General features: G+C 37.2%; 18 protein-coding genes, 1 tRNA gene and 2 pseudogenes. 9 read left to right on the forward strand and 12 right to left on the reverse strand.

What is annotated here, in order from left to right:
• Nucleotides 1-13 precede the first annotated feature (13 nt).
• From BFL01S_RS13705 to BFL01S_RS20465, 3 genes are all read right to left on the reverse strand, one after another.
• A complete protein-coding gene (locus tag BFL01S_RS13705; RefSeq protein WP_047933932.1) occupies nucleotides 14-268 on the reverse strand; it encodes a DUF4190 domain-containing protein in 255 nt (84 codons plus the stop codon).
• Nucleotides 269-393: 125 nt separating this feature from the next.
• A complete protein-coding gene (locus BFL01S_RS13710; RefSeq protein ID WP_061786017.1) occupies nucleotides 394-825 on the reverse strand; it encodes a hypothetical protein in 432 nt (143 codons plus the stop codon).
• Between the two features lie 560 nt (nucleotides 826-1,385).
• Nucleotides 1,386-1,541 (reverse strand): hypothetical protein, encoded by a 156-nt coding sequence (locus BFL01S_RS20465; protein WP_156474929.1) that lies wholly within the window; start codon nucleotides 1,539-1,541, stop codon nucleotides 1,386-1,388.
• 191 nt (nucleotides 1,542-1,732) lie between these two features.
• Between BFL01S_RS20465 and BFL01S_RS13715 the strand changes: the two genes are divergently transcribed.
• Nucleotides 1,733-2,161, forward strand: coding sequence for a cell wall hydrolase (locus BFL01S_RS13715; protein WP_061786018.1), 429 nt, complete (start codon nucleotides 1,733-1,735; stop codon nucleotides 2,159-2,161).
• Between the two features lie 125 nt (nucleotides 2,162-2,286).
• Here the strand turns inward: BFL01S_RS13715 and BFL01S_RS13720 are convergent, their stop codons facing one another.
• The 3 genes and pseudogenes from BFL01S_RS13720 to BFL01S_RS13730 form a co-directional block, all read right to left on the reverse strand.
• A complete protein-coding gene (locus BFL01S_RS13720) occupies nucleotides 2,287-2,709 on the reverse strand; it encodes a hypothetical protein (protein ID WP_061786024.1) in 423 nt (140 codons plus the stop codon).
• Nucleotides 2,710-2,781: 72 nt separating this feature from the next.
• Nucleotides 2,782-3,156, reverse strand: a pseudogene (locus tag BFL01S_RS13725) (transporter).
• 408 nt (nucleotides 3,157-3,564) lie between these two features.
• Nucleotides 3,565-4,758: a hypothetical protein gene (locus BFL01S_RS13730; protein WP_174521194.1), complete on the reverse strand. Its 1,194-nt coding sequence runs from the start codon at nucleotides 4,756-4,758 to the stop codon at nucleotides 3,565-3,567.
• 1,160 nt (nucleotides 4,759-5,918) lie between these two features.
• Between BFL01S_RS13730 and BFL01S_RS13735 the strand changes: the two genes are divergently transcribed.
• Nucleotides 5,919-6,275, forward strand: coding sequence for a hypothetical protein (locus tag BFL01S_RS13735; RefSeq protein ID WP_025908862.1), 357 nt, complete (start codon nucleotides 5,919-5,921; stop codon nucleotides 6,273-6,275).
• 536 nt (nucleotides 6,276-6,811) lie between these two features.
• On the opposite strand, the gene BFL01S_RS13740 is transcribed toward BFL01S_RS13735, so the two are convergent.
• Nucleotides 6,812-6,883, reverse strand: a tRNA-Val gene (locus tag BFL01S_RS13740).
• 105 nt (nucleotides 6,884-6,988) lie between these two features.
• On the opposite strand from BFL01S_RS13740, the gene BFL01S_RS13745 reads away from it, so the two are divergent.
• Nucleotides 6,989-7,750, forward strand: coding sequence for an arylamine N-acetyltransferase family protein (locus BFL01S_RS13745; protein WP_061786019.1), 762 nt, complete (start codon nucleotides 6,989-6,991; stop codon nucleotides 7,748-7,750).
• 57 nt (nucleotides 7,751-7,807) lie between these two features.
• Here the strand turns inward: BFL01S_RS13745 and BFL01S_RS13750 are convergent.
• The 4 genes and pseudogenes from BFL01S_RS13750 to gnd all read right to left on the reverse strand — a co-directional run bounded on the left by BFL01S_RS13750 (nucleotide 7,808) and on the right by gnd (nucleotide 12,492).
• Nucleotides 7,808-8,389: pseudogene (locus tag BFL01S_RS13750) on the reverse strand (DUF1349 domain-containing protein).
• 76 nt (nucleotides 8,390-8,465) lie between these two features.
• Nucleotides 8,466-9,791: a GntP family permease gene (locus BFL01S_RS13755; protein WP_061786020.1), complete on the reverse strand. Its 1,326-nt coding sequence runs from the start codon at nucleotides 9,789-9,791 to the stop codon at nucleotides 8,466-8,468.
• A gap of 241 nt (nucleotides 9,792-10,032) precedes the next feature.
• A complete protein-coding gene (gene gntK / locus BFL01S_RS13760) occupies nucleotides 10,033-11,574 on the reverse strand; it encodes a gluconokinase (protein WP_061786021.1) in 1,542 nt (513 codons plus the stop codon).
• 21 nt (nucleotides 11,575-11,595) lie between these two features.
• A complete protein-coding gene (gene gnd / locus BFL01S_RS13765) occupies nucleotides 11,596-12,492 on the reverse strand; it encodes a phosphogluconate dehydrogenase (NAD(+)-dependent, decarboxylating) (RefSeq protein ID WP_025908649.1) in 897 nt (298 codons plus the stop codon).
• 148 nt (nucleotides 12,493-12,640) lie between these two features.
• Between gnd and BFL01S_RS13770 the strand changes: the two genes are divergently transcribed.
• Both BFL01S_RS13770 and BFL01S_RS13775 read left to right on the forward strand, forming a co-directional pair.
• Nucleotides 12,641-13,486 carry a MurR/RpiR family transcriptional regulator gene (locus BFL01S_RS13770; protein WP_061786022.1) on the forward strand — a complete coding sequence of 282 codons (846 nt, stop codon included), beginning with the start codon at nucleotides 12,641-12,643 and terminating at the stop codon, nucleotides 13,484-13,486.
• Between the two features lie 116 nt (nucleotides 13,487-13,602).
• A complete protein-coding gene (locus BFL01S_RS13775) occupies nucleotides 13,603-14,088 on the forward strand; it encodes a GNAT family N-acetyltransferase (RefSeq protein ID WP_235859236.1) in 486 nt (161 codons plus the stop codon).
• 43 nt (nucleotides 14,089-14,131) lie between these two features.
• Here the strand turns inward: BFL01S_RS13775 and BFL01S_RS13780 are convergent, their stop codons facing one another.
• Nucleotides 14,132-14,674, reverse strand: a complete 543-nt coding sequence (locus BFL01S_RS13780; RefSeq protein ID WP_025908645.1) for a phosphatidylglycerophosphatase A family protein — start codon at nucleotides 14,672-14,674, stop codon at nucleotides 14,132-14,134.
• Nucleotides 14,675-14,878: 204 nt separating this feature from the next.
• Here BFL01S_RS13780 and BFL01S_RS13785 point away from each other — a divergent pair, with 204 nt between their 5' ends.
• The 4 genes from BFL01S_RS13785 to BFL01S_RS13800 all read left to right on the forward strand — a co-directional run bounded on the left by BFL01S_RS13785 (nucleotide 14,879) and on the right by BFL01S_RS13800 (nucleotide 17,121).
• Complete coding sequence (locus BFL01S_RS13785; RefSeq protein WP_061786023.1) at nucleotides 14,879-15,280, forward strand: hypothetical protein; 402 nt, start codon at nucleotides 14,879-14,881, stop codon at nucleotides 15,278-15,280.
• Nucleotides 15,281-15,371: 91 nt separating this feature from the next.
• Nucleotides 15,372-16,097, forward strand: a complete 726-nt coding sequence (locus tag BFL01S_RS13790; RefSeq protein WP_025908643.1) for an alpha/beta hydrolase — start codon at nucleotides 15,372-15,374, stop codon at nucleotides 16,095-16,097.
• Between the two features lie 82 nt (nucleotides 16,098-16,179).
• The gene (locus tag BFL01S_RS13795) at nucleotides 16,180-16,692 is read left to right on the forward strand and encodes a YjcG family protein (RefSeq protein WP_025908642.1); all 513 of its coding nucleotides are present in this window, start codon (nucleotides 16,180-16,182) and stop codon (nucleotides 16,690-16,692) included.
• A 6-nt stretch (nucleotides 16,693-16,698) separates the two neighbouring features.
• Entirely contained in the window at nucleotides 16,699-17,121 is a 423-nt protein-coding gene (locus tag BFL01S_RS13800; protein ID WP_025908641.1) for a GNAT family N-acetyltransferase, read from the forward strand.
• Nucleotides 17,122-17,155 lie beyond the last annotated feature (34 nt).

Genomic DNA, 17,155 nt, shown 5'->3' on the forward strand with positions numbered 1-17,155 from the left:
GTAGTTCAGTGATTTAATAAAAAACTGCTGTGTATCCTAAAAGAGCTAAAAATAGTACAGAAGCTTGAATGCATAACCCTACTGTACTAAGAATTCCTCCAGTCACAGCAATACTTTTACCTTGTTCTCTAGTCTTTTTCACTTCTCTGATACTTTTGGTGCAAAAAACAATCCCTACTATACCAAAGATTAAACCTATATAAGGAACGATCATTGATAAAACCCCAAAGATAATTGAAATAAGTGATTTACTATTGTTTTGTGTCATTTTCTATCTCCAATAAGTTTATTTTCTTTTTTATAACATAAATAGAGATTCTTGGATACATTTTTCGTTTCCTATAAGCTACATTATGTTAACTACAGATGTATACGATATACATAGTTTATATTTTAATCTTGAGATAAATAAATCCAATTTCTTTCATCAAATTCTTCAATAATAAAATTTGAACCTATATTCTTTAAAATTTTATTGAAAAATTCTATATTAACTTCGTAATCATACAAATCTTCTTGAATATATTCCTTAATAATGAAGTTTGTTAAATTTGTATTGTTAACAAACTTTGAAAAGAACGTTCTTAGATATTTTGAATCTTCTTCATTTAATTTTTCATCGTTGATTAATGAAATCCTAAAAACATTTAAAATTTCATTAATATCTTCTTCATCCATATAACATAATGGATCTAGTTTTTTGTCTTCTTCTGTAAATGGATTTCTAGTATCTTCAATGACTACATAAGATAAAATAGTTCCATTTCTTTCTACTTGGAAAATTTCTAAATCACGCAATTTTAACATTCTATGAAGTGATATCATAAGTTCCTCCTATCCAAATATTAAATTAGGATGTCTTAATAAATTAGATACTGTTATACCTATTATAGCTGCCATCGTTACTACAAGTGAAGGTTTTGCTACTAACTGTGATAAGGGGTACAGTCCCGAAAATGCGGATTTACAAAGTTAAGCAATTCTGAGAAGAAAAAAAGGCTAACTTAACAACGATAAGGGTTTTGAGACAAGTCATATGATACATTCAAAACTCTTATTTTACGTATTATTGATTCCATATCAATAGAGTAGACCCTATTGATACAAGTTTTTTTGTCTTAATGTTGTAAATCCGCATAATCCTGATGCTACCCCTAATAGGTTTAATTTCTTTAAATAAAAGATTATTAAAAATTAAATAAATTGCCATTAAAACTATTTCGTTAATTTACTCCAGTTAGTGCAATTAGAAATTCTATTAATATCGTAGAACAGAATCAGCAGTTTATTAAAAACGAATTCACTCTATGTTAAGATTAAGATCTTTTAGCACAGCTACATTCTATTATTTATAAAATATACGTGATTTATATGATAAAAAGGGACTACCAAAACCAGGGTCCTCCCCAACCAAATCCTGGTCTACCGAAACCAAATCCAGGACCACCAAAACCGGGTCTTCCAATAAACCGCATATCTCCATGGGGTAACTGATTTTCTTGAAAATATAAATTAGGTAACAAGTGCATTTCTGAATTCATGACAAAAACCTCCATTTTTTCTTATCAAAGCAAGAATATGCATTTACCTAGTTTCCGTCTTGGGTGAATGTCCATATTTCGGAAAAAACAGGTAGGAAGTAATGGTAGAGAAAAGACTATTAAAAAAAAAAAAATGACGAAAAGACATTATACGAGATATAGAGAAATATCTTATTTCTGGAGGTGAAATTATGGCGGTTGTTAAAGCTACAACTTCAGACATAGCTCTTTTAGCGAGACTCCTTAGAGCAGAGGGTGAAAGTGAGGGCGAAAAGGGAATGCTTCTTATAGGAAATGTAGGGATTAATCGAATCAGGGCGAATTGCTCTGATTTTAAAGGACTGAGAACTATTCCACAAATGATTTATCAACCCCATGCATTTGAAGCTATTCAAAAAGGCTATTTCTATCAAAGAGCACGAGAAAGTGAAAAACGTTTGGCACGTCGATCTGTCAGAGGAGAACGTAGTTGGCCTGCAAAATTTAGTTTATGGTATTTCAGACCTCCTCAACAGTGCCCCCCAACATGGTACAATCAACCTCTTGTCGCTCGATATAAGCTTCATTGCTTTTATGAACCAAAAGCTGAAACATGCGAAAATATTTATAATACTTATTAGGAATTCTCTATAATTTTATAAGATGATGTATTAATCCATATCATTAAAAGCAAAAAAAACTAACTTCTTTCTGACACAAAGTTAGTTTTTTTGCTTTTTAGTTTGTATATTTTCAAAGGATTTCCTCAACGTTCAAGTCCACTGTGAAGTATATTTGATGTTAAAAAGGCACCAACAGGAGGCAAATCACTGTTGTTAACGGAAGAACCTGTGAGAGTTGTATCTGTCGTAGCAATCCAAGTTCCATTCCTACCTGCTAGTAAAGAAGGTGGCTTCATAATAACCCGCCCATTTAAAACAAGATGTCGAATTTTAATAGTGGAATCATCAAACATAGTTAAGTTACCAGAATATGTGGCATAGGGTGAATCAAAGCCGATTTGTTTGGCACTCTCATTCCAATATCCATTAATGGGAATGAGAGTGCCACGAAAATTAACTGTACCTATTACTCTATTACCTGTAATAGAGTTAATGATGAGTACCCCCCAAACCATAGGTCTACCTGCAATCTCGGCATGGATACCCCATCTTGATGGGAATGGCATACTAACCCTGATCTTCTCTGTAGGTTGCAAAGCTGATTCCTCCCCTTTTCTTGTGCCATAAATTATGAATACTTAGAAACATGTAAATGAAACAATTTGTCTTGTATCTATACCAAAAATAGTCCAGAATCGCCCGTTCCATCTGAAACCAGCAACTCATCTCGGTCCCACAAAAATAGGGAAATACCAAAAACTTGACCCATTTCTAAGCCATATATATGTGTTACGGAATAAACACAACGAAATGGCTCCTGGATCGACTGCAAATGGTGTTGCTGTTTGCTGCTGTGGGATAAATGCTGGTGGTGGGGAAGTTGGAGCTTGCTGTCCACCGAAGGAAGGAAGGCCACCAGGTGACCCAGGGAAACTACTCGGGGGACTAGGTAATGGGAACTGTGGGCCTAAAAATCTTGGTTCAGGATAATAATCTATATAATTAAAATTCATATTTTTTCACCTCGATATATTGTTAATACTTAATACAATATGAGAAATAGGCCCAAAATGTTCGAATACTTATAAATACGGTAAAAAACCTTCTTAATCAGACGAAAATCTCTATGTTAAGTAAAGGTGGATACCATATAAAGCTTAAAAACAGAAAAAACTATCCAGTGTGTGATAGGATAGTTTTTTCTTGAGTTCAATAGAAGATTAAAAGGATGCTATGGTCAATTTATAATATGCAAAACAGCAATAAAGGTGCGGACAAGCGCCGGTTTCATACAAAAACTTTAATATTTTTATGTCTACTACCTAGAAAATCCATTAAGTAAATGAAAGAACTTATTTATCCTTATAAGAGATAAAACAACTTTAAGTTGTTTCTAATTGCCTTAAGGCAATTTTTTATATTTAACGGCTAAGATCTGGACCTTTATTCTTTGCTCTATTTATATTTATACTTCTCATGCTTCCTAATTGATGTCTTTGTTGAGCTTGCTCTTGGCTACGGGTAGCTTGTTGTATAGCATTAAAAACGGTATTTAGAGCATTTATGTTGCTCTCATGTGTTTTTATTTCTTTTTCTAACCATGGGACAACTGTTTTCTCCATTGTGTTCATACGACTTTGTTGTTGTTGTAAATCTTGTTGTCCTTTGTAACCCAGTTCTTTTAGGTTTTTACGTCCATATTTAGCTTCACTTTGCAATTCTTCATAATCTTGACGAGCTTTTTTTGAGACAAGTCGTTTGGCTTTTTCTCCTTGGTTTCTGTCTAACTCATCAAGCTTGTTCTCCACGCTGCTGAGCTTTTCTACTTCCTTACTCATCGTTGAGACATGTTCTTTCTCTATATGAACCATTTTTTGATGTTTTTTGAACTCGTCTAGCTTCTTTTGGTTAGCATTTAGATTTTGTTTGATGTTAGATAGTCTAAACTGATTTTGTTGAGCAGTATCATGATACTGCTCCAGTCTTAATGCATTGCTGTAGGTGAGATACTTTCCAGCTGTTTTGAGATCCGGGTAATGAGAGCTTATCTCACGGATTTTGGCTTGCTTAATGGCTTCTTCAGCTTGTAATAGTACCCTAGTTTCGACTTGAATTTGTTTTTTCTCATACGTAATCTGATTGAGTCGGTTTTCTTTCTTTTGAGAGAATTCTTGATAACGCTCATAGAACTCTTCTTTAGTTGAAAAACGAAGCGTTTCTTTATGTTTTTGAATGCTGCTTTCATAGCTTTCTTTGTTACTTTCTAAATCAGAAATTTTATCAAGATGACGTCGTTTCATCATGTTATTTTCTTTGAGTTTAAACGGATTAAGGGACTTCTTAAGTTCCTCTACCTTTTCTTCGTTCTGTTGGATTTCACGCTCTAAATCCCTCACAAGATCATAATAATTGCTGACATTTAGGAATTGCTGTTGTTGTGCATGAAGGTGTCGTTCAATAGGATCATGACGGTCACTCATTTTGCGTAACTCTTCGTGGCGTGCTGTAATATCTTCAAAGGTAATAACCTTTTGACCTACTAGAGATGCAGCTTTTTGAATATAGGTTTTCTCTATATCCGTAGAGAAGCTGAATTGCTTCTCTTTTTCCTTCATTTTCTTTAAGTGGTCTTCTTTTTGACGACGATAAGCTTGTAAAAAAGGTTTTGGCTGGCTGTTTTTATTTATATCTATTTATACTTTATATACAAGCGTCGAGAGCTTTTTATTGAAGTAGAATTGACAATGGATGTAGATGAAGAAGTGCAACCCATGTTTGCCCTACATCCTTAGCAAACCTTCTTGTGTGTCTCTCTTATTTATCATTCTCTCTTTCTTTTTAGAGAATAAAGACAATGCAAACTATACGTATGTAATTTTCATTTAATGGCTAATTCGAGAGTTATTACTTATAAAAACCAGTTTGTTTTGGATTTTACGATTCCCATAGTGTTGGCAGCTTTTGAGAGAAGTCTTTTTATCCGTAATCAGTTTGACCTTAAGTTTTGTATTTAATTTAGCTTGTTGATTCACCTTGCTCGCACTCATTAATAAATAAGTACGTAATATATGAACGTAGGTCAAATTGATCTTCACTAACAAACGTAGAAAAAATGTTTTTGTTTTCGCTCATTGAATTTCCCTCCGATATAAAAGTTTCTATTTCTACTATTCCCCAACTAGTAATCTCTTATACATATAATTTCATATAAATAGTTTTTCATTATGGATTGAAGTAGAAAGTTCCTCTTGTGGAATCTGTTTAAAATTTCCAATAACCCTTTACTAGCCGTATAGTGTGCAGGTATGTTTTACTATGGAAGAATGCAATATATATACTTATTTTATGCAAAAATAAGTATATCAAAATAAATTATAAAATAAGTTTTTTTGTTGCACTGCCTTTTTAAAAAACACATCATCTAATACCGCCATATGAAAATCATACTATTTATTTACCTTTTACAAGGGATATCCCATATCAATAGTGGTATAAAAGAATGGATTATCTAAAAGAATTTCTTTTTATTTTGTAAATCAATTATTTTTAAGTTAATTAATGGTAATACTAATTTGTTGATCAAAAAACTAAATATTCCTCAAATTATATGAAATTTCATGATACAATACGTATTAAAATACAAAGATATGTGTACAAACTGGCTAATCGCTAGCAAAAATAATGAGAAATCAGAAGAAGAAATGATAAAGTTAATATCTATCATAAGTGTCTCCTATACCTATGTAACTATTAAAAGTGAAAAGGAGTGATTTTTGTGGATTTCGAAAACCAAAAAAAATTGCTGTTAGATTTACTGATCACAACATGGGAACTTAATGGATCTCAAGTAGCTTTATTTGCCAAAGAGCTGTCGGAACAATTCAATATCACAATAGACCCTTTTAAAGGAACTATAAAAGCAAATGAAGATGGACAAGATGTAACGCTAAGATTCCTATTAAACAACCAAAACATCAACGTTACTTCTATAAATTATGATGATAAGCAGTTTTTCATAAGAAACAATATTGAGTATAGGTTAAGAAGAATCAGTTTAAGAACAATATGTGAAGTCCAGTATAATGGAGAAGTATACATTCCGAGTTGGAAGGAATCAGTTATGCTTAGGTGACCAATGATTCGTCCCGTGTTAAAAAGAACGGCCTGCTTGTTACTTAATTTGAGATTTATGAGAATAACAACCCCTACCATCAATTTTAAAAAGAACTTCAAATAAAAAAACATAGGAAGATCTTGATCTTCCTATGTTTTCATTCATTTTATTCATCTATTTATTTTTGCTTCTTTTTCAAATACTCCGCACGAAGTTTTTCAAGTTGCTGCTTTTTATCAACTTTAGTATTTTTTTGTTTTTCATGATACTTTGTCATGGCCATCTGGCCTTTGGTATCCAATAGATATTTGCTCACTTTGTTCACCTACATTTCTTGTCCTTTAAAAATTACTTCACCAAATATACTATACCTTATTTTACTGAAGTAAACCTTATTATTTATTAATTAGTTTATTGCTAACTTTGCATATATCAGTAAAAACATTAAAAATGCAGTAAAATATTTCATTGCTAATTGGTATTTATTTCGTTGGGATAATCAAAACAAAATGCCCAAATCCTTTATACAAAAGGATTTGAGCATTATTTAAATATGACCTGTGAGGGATTTGAACCCCCGACCCCTTCCCTGTCAAGGAAGTGCTCTCCCGCTGAGCTAACAAGTCGTAATATGATGTATGTATTGATATTATTATAGGGATGAATCTGATGAGTTGTCAATACTTTCTTTATCGGATATAGAACGCTTTCAGCTAAAGGAGGATGTTCCTTTGAATAGTAACTATTATTTTACTCGCTTTTTGGCCAAGCGTCCCGCTGAGCCAACGCTTGAGAACCTGGCTTTTTTACAGGAAAAGCATATGCTTCATATTCCGTTTGAGAACCTGGACGTGATCAGCAAGACGCCGATTATTACGGACCTTGAGCGCATTTTTGAAAAAGTGGTGATCAATCTTCGCGGGGGTTTTTGCTATGAGTTAAACGGGCTGTTTGGCTGGCTGCTTCGCGAAATCGGCTATGATGCTCATTACGTAGGCGCAACGGTGAAAAAGCCCGACGGCTCGTGGACGATTGAAGGCAGTCACGCGACGAACCTTGTTCATCTAGACGATGAACCGTATCTTGTGGACGTTGGATTTGGCGATTCGGTTCGTAAACCCGTCCCCCTTTCAGGAGAAGTCGTTAGCGACGTTAGCGGTGAGTACCGCGCGCTTCAAATAGACGAAGAGCACTATGACCTTCAGCGCTTTGAAGACGAGCAGTGGAAAACGCTGCACCGCGTGTCAACGGTACCAAAAGAATTTCACGAGTTTGCGCCGATGTGTGAGTTTAACCAAACGTCACCGGAGTCACCGTTTACACATAAGCGCTTAGTCACAATTGCCACAAAGGAAGGACGCAAAACGCTTTCTGATTTGACGCTAATTATCACAGAAAACAGTCAAAAAACGAAAGAAACGATTGCAGAAGAAGATCTCCCTATGCTTCTTCAACAGCACTTCTATTTATTTTTAATGGACAGCTTTTCATAAGAAAAAAGCAGCCGGATGCAAAAGGGTTATACCCCTTTTGACATCCCGCTGCTTTTTTTATTGCTGAATTTCAACAAATTCAAACGAAGCTTCGTATCCTTCTCCCTGCGGACTGCAGGCATAGATGCCGATTTGCATGGTCTCTTCTTCTGCGAATAAATGCGCGATTCGCAGCTGTTTCCACTTCTCACCGTCAACAGAATAATAAAGTGAGTAGTCTTGCCCTACTTTCTTCATTCGAAAGTAAAGAGCCGACTAATCCTCTTCAAAATCTTGCGTAGACCAGTCTGAGTAACCGTTATTGGTGACAACTGCTCCTAGCTTGTTTGATTCATTCGGAATGTATTCAACGGACGATTTAATCCACGTATCCTTTGAGACGCGCACCATTAACCCTGCTTGGTCGTAGCGATTTAGAGGCTTGGTGTGTACTTTCGTTGTAAGCTGAAAGTCTCCAGATACTTCTTTATAAAGAAAGTGACCGTTATCTACTTGAAAACCGTTGTGCGTTCGCTGCCAGAAATCCGTATTGACATTAGGTTTCATGACGAGGTGCTGCTCGTTTAATTCGAAATGAGTCGGTTTTGAAAACCACTTAAACTCCTTTAAAAGCTCTTTTCCATGAAACGTCTGTGGCATGTTTTTCCCGCTTTACCTTTTACCTCTCTAATGTAGCACAAAAGCCCTCTTCCTACGTAGAAAGAGAGCTCCAAGATCAGACAATTAGGTTCACGATAAGCACAGTACCGAACGCAATAAATGAAAGCAATGTTTCAAGTACCGTCCACGTTTGAAACGTTTCTTTTACCGTTAAGCCTAGGTATTCTTTTACCATCCAGAAACCTGCATCGTTAACGTGAGAGAACATCAGTGAACCTGCGCCTGTTGCGATAACAAGAAGCTCTAGGTTTACGCCTGACATATGCTCGATAACCGGTGATACGATTCCTGCGGCTGTTGTGAGGGCTACTGTTGCTGAGCCGGTTGCGATACGAATGAGACCTGCGATCATAAATGCTAGAACAAGTGGTGATAGTGAAAGATTCTCAGACATTTGAGCGATTGTTGTTCCTACACCGCTTTCAATTAAGACTTCTTTAAATCCTCCACCTGCACCGATGATTAAAATAATCGAACCAACTGGCAGCAAGCACTCTTCTGATAGCTTTTTGATTGTTTCTTTTGTCATGCCTTGCTTCATACCTAAGAAGTAGAAAGCGACAAAACACGCAATTAATAGTGCGATTAGCGGGCTACCGATAAAGACTAGAAGCTTTTCAAGACCACTTCCTAACGGTAAGTACGGCGCAACCGCTGATAAAATCATTAGTAAGACTGGTAACAAAATAACAAAGAATGAGATTCCTGTTCCAGGTAATTCTTTTGAAAGAGTTGTTACGCGAATAAGTTCTGGCTCACCTTGTGGAACAACGCGCTTATGAATCCACTTTGCGTATACGGGTCCTGCAATAATAGCTGCTGGAATGGCAACGATTAATGAGTATAAAAGAACGCGTCCAAGGTTTGCATCGTAAATGCTAATGGCAGCTAGTGCGCCTGGATGCGGTGGTACCAATCCGTGTACAATTGATAAACCTGCGATAACTGGTAAAGCAATTAATAAAATATTTTGTTTCGTTGTTTTATGAATTGAGATAACGAGCGGTAGTAAAATTAAAATACCAACTTCAAAGAAAACGGGAATTCCGATAATGAATCCTGCGATAAGCATCGCCCACGGTAAACGCTTTGTACCAAATGAACGAACAAAGAAGTCTGCCACTTGCATACCTGCTCCAGAGTCAGCCATTAGCTTACCAAGGATCGTTCCAAGCGCTAAAATTCCAACTAAGTGTCCAAGTACGCTGCCCACTCCTGTTTCGTAAGCTTTTACAATTTGATCTAATTCTAACCCTGACGTAACCGCTAAGAAGATGCTGGCTACTGTTAAGCTAATAAACGCATGCCATTTAAATACTGACACCCCTATGATAACGATTACAATTGATACTAAAGTCATCAGTAGTAAATAAGTATCCATGTTCATTCCGCCTCTCTTGTTTGATATGTAATCGGTTTCTTTTTTCATTTAAATAAATCGAAGCCTTGTAAGCTTCCAAACTATTAAACTTGTTATCGCTTTCAATTATCTTTCAATAGAAAACGATTTCATCAACTACTTAAATTATATGAAAAAATTTTTCTTAATTCAACCTTATTTTAGAAAAAAATAATATTTTAATGCAAAAAAAGTACCAAAAGGTACTTTTTTTGCGCTTTTATTATTCTACGTGCTTCTTTTGAAAGTTTGCGATATTGGCATATTCTTCACCTAATAAACGCGATAAGCGAATATAGATAGGTGTTAGCTCTTCATAAATGGAAACATGAGCTTCAATTGGCTTATGGTGATGCGTTGCACCGACCATATCGGAAACAACTTCAAGAGAATCGACTTCTCCTAAACCGTACATACCTAAAATGATTGCTCCTAGACAAGAGCTTTCAAAGCTTTCAGGAACCGATACGTCTTGGTTAAAAATATCAGCCATCATTTGACGCCATAGTGGTGAACGAGCAAAGCCACCTGTTGCTTGAATTTGCTTCGGCTCACCGATTAGCTCTTCAAGTGCTAATAAAACCGTATAAAGGTTAAAGATAACACCTTCTAAGACCGCACGAATCATATGTTCTTTTTTATGGTGTAATCCAAGGCCAATGAATGAACCTCTGGCATTCGCGTCCCAAAGCGGCGCTCTTTCTCCAGATAAATAAGGATGGAACAGCAGGCCATCCGCTCCTGGCTTCACCGTATTTGCAATATCTGTTAGCATTTCATACGGATCTTTCCCCAAGCGCTTAGCTGTCTCTACTTCGGCTGCACCCAGCTGCTCTTTTGCCCATCTGAAGATCATTCCACCATTATTCACAGGACCGCCAATTACCCAGTGGTTTTCCGTTAACGCATAGCAGAAAATACGACCTTTTGGATCCACAACCGGACGATCGGTTACGGCACGAATGGCGCCGCTTGTTCCGATTGTTACCGCTACAACTCCAGGTTTAATCGCATTTACACCAAGGTTTGAAAGCACTCCGTCACTTGCTCCAACAATAAATGAAGTGGTAGGTAAAAGGTTCATTTCGGTTGCAAGATCTGGATTTAACCCTTTCATACAATGTGTCGTTGATACCGGCGTTGATAATTTGTCAGCTGATACGCCGCTTACCTTTAACGCTTCCTTATCCCAGCTTAAGTTTTTTAAGTTAAACATACCTGTAGCTGATGCAATTGAATAATCCACTACGTATTCGCCAAACAGCTTATAAAACACATATTCTTTAATTGAAATGAATTTATGAGCTTGTTCCACAATATCCGTATGCTCATGAGATAGCCACGTCAGCTTTGCTAATGGTGACATCGGGTGAATTGGTGTTCCGGTACGCAGGTAAATTTCATGTCCGTTCCACTCATTCTTAATCTTCTCTGCCCATTTCGCACTTCTGTTGTCTGCCCACGTAATACACTTTGTGATCGGCTTACCGTTTTCATCTACTGCGATGACGCTGTGCATCGCAGAGCTAAACGATACGCAAAGAATATCTTCCGGATTCACATTGCTTTCGTTCATGACGCCTTTAATTGTTGTAATGACGGCTTGAAAAATTTCCTCCGGGTCTTGCTCTGCTACATCGGGTACGGGTGCATATAAAGGATACTCAACTCCTTTTCGTGAAAGAGCCGTTCCATCTATTGAGAATAGAACGGACTTTGTACTTGTCGTACCGATATCAACTCCGATTGCATATTTGGTGCTCATGCTGCTTTCCCCCTTGTTTGATTATTTCTTAACTGTGCTATGTCCTCCGAACTCGTTGCGAAGAGCCGCTACTACTTTCCCCGTAAACGTATCTTCCTCTAATGAACGATAGCGCATCATTAAGGATAGTGCAATAACAGGTGTTGGTGCTTGTAAATCAAGCGCTTCTTCAACCGTCCATTTCCCTTCACCAGAAGACTGCATAACCCCTCTAATTTCATCTAGTTTTGGATCTTTCGAGAACGCATTCTCCGTTAGTTCCATTAACCATGAACGAATAACTGATCCGTTGTTCCAAACGCGCGCTACTTTTTCGTAATCGTAGTCGAATTGGCTTTTCTCAAGTACTTCAAAGCCTTCAGCAATTGCTTGCATCATGCCGTATTCGATACCGTTATGAACCATTTTTAAGTAGTGGCCGCTTCCGCATTCACCAGCGTACAGGTAGCCGTTTTCTACACAGATATCTTGGAATAATGGCTCGATTGTGCTGAATACTTCTTTGTCTCCACCAATCATTGTACATGCTCCGTTTCGAGCACCTTCCATACCACCGCTTGTACCTACGTCAAAGAAGAAGATTCCTTTTTCTTTTAAGTCGTTTCCGCGACGTACAGATTCTTTATAGTTAGAGTTACCGCCGTCAATTACGATATCTCCTTCATTTAATAAACCTTTAAGTTGCACTAGCGTTTGTTCTGTTGCATCTCCTGCTGGAACCATTACCCAAACAATTTTTGGAGATGGTAGCTTTTCAATCACTTGCTCTAATGAATCAAACGCTTCTACGCCTTCACCATTCATTTTTGTTACTGCTTCTTTATTTAAGTCGAATGCTACGACATTGTGATTGTGGTCACGCAAATTTAATGCTAAATTGTAACCCATTTTTCCTAAACCTACTAAACCTAATTTCATGATGTATGTCCTCCAGAAAAAAATTTTCTTGTCTATTCACTATTATACGAAATTTTTTTCATAACCGCAAACGATTACAAGAAAATTTTTTTCGTTAATTATTCTATGCTATACTATCTTTACAAATATTCTGAAAGGAAATTAGTTTATGACGCAAAACTGCTTAGGAAACATTCGGTCTCATTATGCTCGCTTTAGCGATAAGGAAAAGAAAATCGCGAATTATATTTTAGAACACCCAGAAGATATTATTCATAGCACCATTAATGAAGTTGCTGATAACCTAAACGTTGCGGATGCGACGGTTTTCCGCTTTTGTAAACGAATCGGCTTTAAAGGCTATCAAGCTATGAAAATTTCTTTAGCAGCTGAAATTATGACGCCTATTCAGCAAATCCATGAAGAGATTACTGAGGATGATAATGAACGCGTCATTGCTGAAAAAATTTTCCGTTCAAATATTCGAACGCTCGAAAACACGCTTCAAATTTTAGATAAAGACGCGATTGAAAAAGCAACTCGCCTCCTGCAGCAAGCAAAGAAAGTCTACTTTTACGGTACGGGTGGATCGGCTATTATCGCGATGGATGCTTACCATAAATTTGTTCGAACGGGTACAGAAGTGTTTGCGTTTATCGACTCTCACTTTCAGCTCATGTCGGCATCTCAATTAACGAAACATGATGTGGCGGTCATTATCTCTCATTCAGGTACAAATAAAGATACGTTAAACATTTTAAATACGGCTAAGCAGCACGGTGCGAAAACCATTGGCATCACGGGCTTTCCAAAGTCACCACTTAGTCAAAATGTAGACGTTTCCCTGTATACAAGCTCTGAAGAAACGGAATATCGTTCCGAAGCCCTCGCTTCTCGCATCGGCCAATTAAGCTTAATTGACGCTCTTTACGTCAACATTATGATTGCCAACAAAGAAAAAGCAAAGCACTCTTTAGAAAAAGTACGAGACGCTATCTCAGAAACGCGTATTTAAAAGCCTGTGATATAATAACGCAGGCTTTTTAACATTCCTTCTTTTTTTTCATATGCTATAAGTATTCACGCTCAGTGGGCTTTTGACTAGTGGTATGCAAACTGATAAAAAAGCAGGTGAAACGAAAAATGGAAATCGTCTACCGAACAGCAAGAATAGATGATTATCAAGGCGTTAATGCGGTTTTAAAAGAATCTTTGGAGCTTCACGCCCACGCTTTACCCTCTTTATTTAGCACAGACCATATCGTTATTTCGTATGAACAGTATCAGGCCATCCTCTACTACAACTCCACCGACATTCTAATTGCTGAATACAACGGGCGTATCATCGGCGCTTCCGTTGTTGAGCTAAAATACTCCCCTCCTGTTAACGATCAATCTTTCATGTATACTGCCTACATTCAATATTTTGGTGTTAAAAAAGAGTGGAATAACTATGGAATTGGAAAAAAGCTATTTCATCGAACAAAAGAATGGGGGCGTAAAAAAGGGGCAAGTGAGCTTCAACTGACCGTGTGGGCTTTTAATCAAAAAGCCCAATCCTTTTACGAGAAGCTTGGTCTTAGCTCTCTTAGTCACCTTCTTTCTACAAAACTCTAACAAAAAAAGCGAGATGCATGTTCTCGCTTTTTTTATGAAATGATTATCGTTTCTCTAGAGATTCTTGGTAGCTTTCTAGCTCGTCTCGCTGCCGATGAGCCAAGCGGCTTGCTGCGCTTGAAGCAACGCTCGCAATTAAATCATCTAAGAACGTATGAACTTTATGCTCATTCTCTTTTTTACAATCTAGCTTTTTAATGACGCCTACTTTTACCTTGTCCAGATAACCAAATGTCGTCACAGCAATGCTTCCATATGTAAGGACTGCCCCTAAAGCAATGGTTTCATCAACGCCAAATAGCCCTTCATCTTGCTCTACAATGCTTTGAAGAGGTTCTGAGAGCTTGCCTCGTTCCGCTAATTTATCTAGTTCAATGCCGACTAAAAGCGCATGCTGAATTTCACGTTTTTGCAAAACACGCTCAACGCTTTCTGCACACTGTTGAATGGTTAGGTCTGGGTGATAAGGCAGCTGAAGGTCATACACAATCTCTGCAATATCAAATACTGAAACGCCTCTTTCTTCCAATAAACCCAGCGTCGCTGCCGTTACTTCTTTACTTGTTGGGATTTTTTTTGATGTCATCTTCTCCCTCTCCTTTGTCTAATGATGTACATGCCACTTATCTTCAATAGTTCTACACATTCAGTCAAAATCCTTTTTCACTAGGGCCTCCACCACACACAAATATGCGAACCTGCCTATTAATTGGTATAATTATTTTATTGATTGAAAGAAAAAGGAGGGACAGCGCAAAATCAGTCCTTTAGGTATTGGTTACGCACCAGCATGTCACAACACGAAGAAGAATATAAGCCGAAAAAGCTCGGGAAAATTATTTTACTAGCAGCGATTGTCATCACAGCATTGTTTTTCATTAGTCAGATTATCTTTTTACTTATCTCAGGATTTAGCAGCAATAAAGACGAAGTTGCGTTTTTCGCTGGGAATCATTACTCCATTATCCGTGAAGATGATACGTATCGCTTGTATGATAAAAAGACGAAGAATGTCATTTTGGATAACGTGAATGGCTATTACTCGAACAACGCTGTGTATAGCTATATTAAAAATGAAGAAGAATATGTCGTTATTAACGAACAAGAAGAAGAGTACATTATTCGTGAGATTGATCCAAGCAATTCCCAAGAAAAAGAGCTGTTTGAAAAGTTTACGCCATTGTCTAAATGAGAGACGATGGCTTTCTCTTTATCCTACCTAGCTTAAATATGCTACAATAAAGGTAGCGTTTTCATTCACTATCAGTATAGGAGTCGATATCATGTCAGAAAGCAAACGTCATTTAGAAGAACTATCTTTTTACAGCGAATCACTTCAAGAAGACGTGACGCTGCTTGTGTATTTACCTTCAAACTATTCAACGCTGTATAAATACTCACTGCTTATCGCGCAAGATGGGAAGGATTATGTCATGTACGGTCGAGCTCCTCGCTTAATTGATGAGCTTATGAAAGAATCTACTATCGATCGCACCATTTTTGTTGGTATCCCTTATAAAGATCCGTCCGACCGTCGTGAAAAATATCATCCGAACGGCTCACAGAACGAAGCATATATTCGCTTTTTAGCTCATGAACTCATTCCGTTTCTCGATGATAAATATCCTACTTATCAAATGGGGAAAACCCGAACGCTAATTGGGGATTCGTTAGCTGCGACCGTTTCCTTAGTAACAGCCATTCAATACCCAAATACATTCGGCAACGTTATTATGCATTCACCGTTTGTAAATGAAGATGTCTTAAAAGCTGTAAACGAATTTTCAACTCCTTCTCTGCTTGATTTATATCATGTCATCGGCACACAAGAAACGGCTGTAAAAACAACAAAAGACGGCGTATTAAATTTTATTGAGCCGAACCGACAGCTTCATGAAGCAATGAAGTCTAAGGGCTATGCGGTCTTTTACGATGAATTTGATGGCAATCATACGTGGAAATATTGGCAGAAAGATATTAAACGTTCACTTGAGATGATGCTTCGCTAGAAAGATGTCGCATTGTCGGAAAATTTGTTATACTAAACAAATGATATACATATTTTAAATCATTTATGTTGGAGGGATTTTTATGAAATTTGGCGTTGTTCTTTTTCCATCAAAAAAACTGCAAGATGTAGCGAACTCTTACCGAAAGCGCTACGACCCTCATTATTCATTAATTGCACCACATTTAACGGTAAAAGAAGTATTTGAAGCTTCAGAAACTGAAATTGAGCATATCGCTGCTCAGCTTCGTCAAGTTGCAAAAGATGCTAAGCCATTCACGCTAAACGTAACCAAAGTTAGTTCATTCTCTCCTGTGAACAATGTGATTTATTTAAAAGTCGAACAAAAAGCAGAACTAACGGCTCTTTACAATATGCTACACGAAGGGCAACTTAAACAGCCGACTGAATACACGTTTATTCCACATATCACAATTGGTCAAAGACTTTCAGATGATGAGCATTTAGATGTATACAGTCAGCTTAAATTAGTAGACGTTGCGCACGAAGAAGTTATCGATCGCTTTCACTTAATGTACCAATTAGAAAATGACACGTGGACGGTCTTTGAAACATTTAGATTTGGAAAGGAATAAAGATGTATGGAAATTAAAGTAGTAGCAACAAAAGACGAGCGGGAAGATGCGTACTATGTAAGAATGAAGGTCTTCGTCGAGGAACAAAAGGTCGATGTGGAAGAAGAAATCGATCAATACGAAGAAGAAGCAACGCATATCGTTGTGTATGATGAAGGTAAGCCAGTAGGAGCCGGTCGCCTACGCGTAGTTGATGGCTACGGTAAAATGGAGCGTATTTGCGTCATGCCTTCACATAGAAAAGCAGGTGTTGGTAAACTTATTATGAGCAAAATGGAAAGCCTAGCTGTAGATAAAGGCTTATCCAAACTCAAGCTCCATGGCCAAACTCATGCCGAAGGCTTCTATGAAAAGCTCGGATACGTAACGGTTTCAGGTGAATTTATGGATGCTGGCATTCCACATGTGGAAATGGTTAAAAAGCTGTAAAAACGTGTTTTATTATAGTCAAGGGACTGACCCC

Origin of the sequence: Priestia flexa NBRC 15715 (genome assembly GCF_001591565.1) — a bacterium.
GTDB lineage: Bacteria > Bacillota > Bacilli > Bacillales > Bacillaceae_H > Priestia > Priestia flexa.

Coding starts and splice junctions, on each gene's coding strand:
- gnd (WP_025908649.1), bottom strand. CDS start 12,492: ATGAAATTAGGTTTAGTAGGTTTAGGAAAAATGGGTTACAATTTAGCA.
- BFL01S_RS13730 (WP_174521194.1), bottom strand. CDS start 4,758: ATGAAGGAAAAAGAGAAGCAATTCAGCTTCTCTACGGATATAGAGAAA.
- BFL01S_RS13780 (WP_025908645.1), bottom strand. CDS start 14,674: ATGACATCAAAAAAAATCCCAACAAGTAAAGAAGTAACGGCAGCGACG.
- BFL01S_RS13755 (WP_061786020.1), bottom strand. CDS start 9,791: ATGGATACTTATTTACTACTGATGACTTTAGTATCAATTGTAATCGTT.
- BFL01S_RS13705 (WP_047933932.1), bottom strand. CDS start 268: ATGACACAAAACAATAGTAAATCACTTATTTCAATTATCTTTGGGGTT.
- BFL01S_RS20465 (WP_156474929.1), bottom strand. CDS start 1,541: ATGAATTCAGAAATGCACTTGTTACCTAATTTATATTTTCAAGAAAAT.
- BFL01S_RS13715 (WP_061786018.1), top strand. CDS start 1,733: ATGGCGGTTGTTAAAGCTACAACTTCAGACATAGCTCTTTTAGCGAGA.
- BFL01S_RS13720 (WP_061786024.1), bottom strand. CDS start 2,709: ATGCCATTCCCATCAAGATGGGGTATCCATGCCGAGATTGCAGGTAGA.
- BFL01S_RS13770 (WP_061786022.1), top strand. CDS start 12,641: ATGACGCAAAACTGCTTAGGAAACATTCGGTCTCATTATGCTCGCTTT.
- BFL01S_RS13785 (WP_061786023.1), top strand. CDS start 14,879: ATGTCACAACACGAAGAAGAATATAAGCCGAAAAAGCTCGGGAAAATT.
- BFL01S_RS13710 (WP_061786017.1), bottom strand. CDS start 825: ATGATATCACTTCATAGAATGTTAAAATTGCGTGATTTAGAAATTTTC.
- BFL01S_RS13790 (WP_025908643.1), top strand. CDS start 15,372: ATGTCAGAAAGCAAACGTCATTTAGAAGAACTATCTTTTTACAGCGAA.
- BFL01S_RS13795 (WP_025908642.1), top strand. CDS start 16,180: ATGAAATTTGGCGTTGTTCTTTTTCCATCAAAAAAACTGCAAGATGTA.
- BFL01S_RS13800 (WP_025908641.1), top strand. CDS start 16,699: ATGGAAATTAAAGTAGTAGCAACAAAAGACGAGCGGGAAGATGCGTAC.
- gntK (WP_061786021.1), bottom strand. CDS start 11,574: ATGAGCACCAAATATGCAATCGGAGTTGATATCGGTACGACAAGTACA.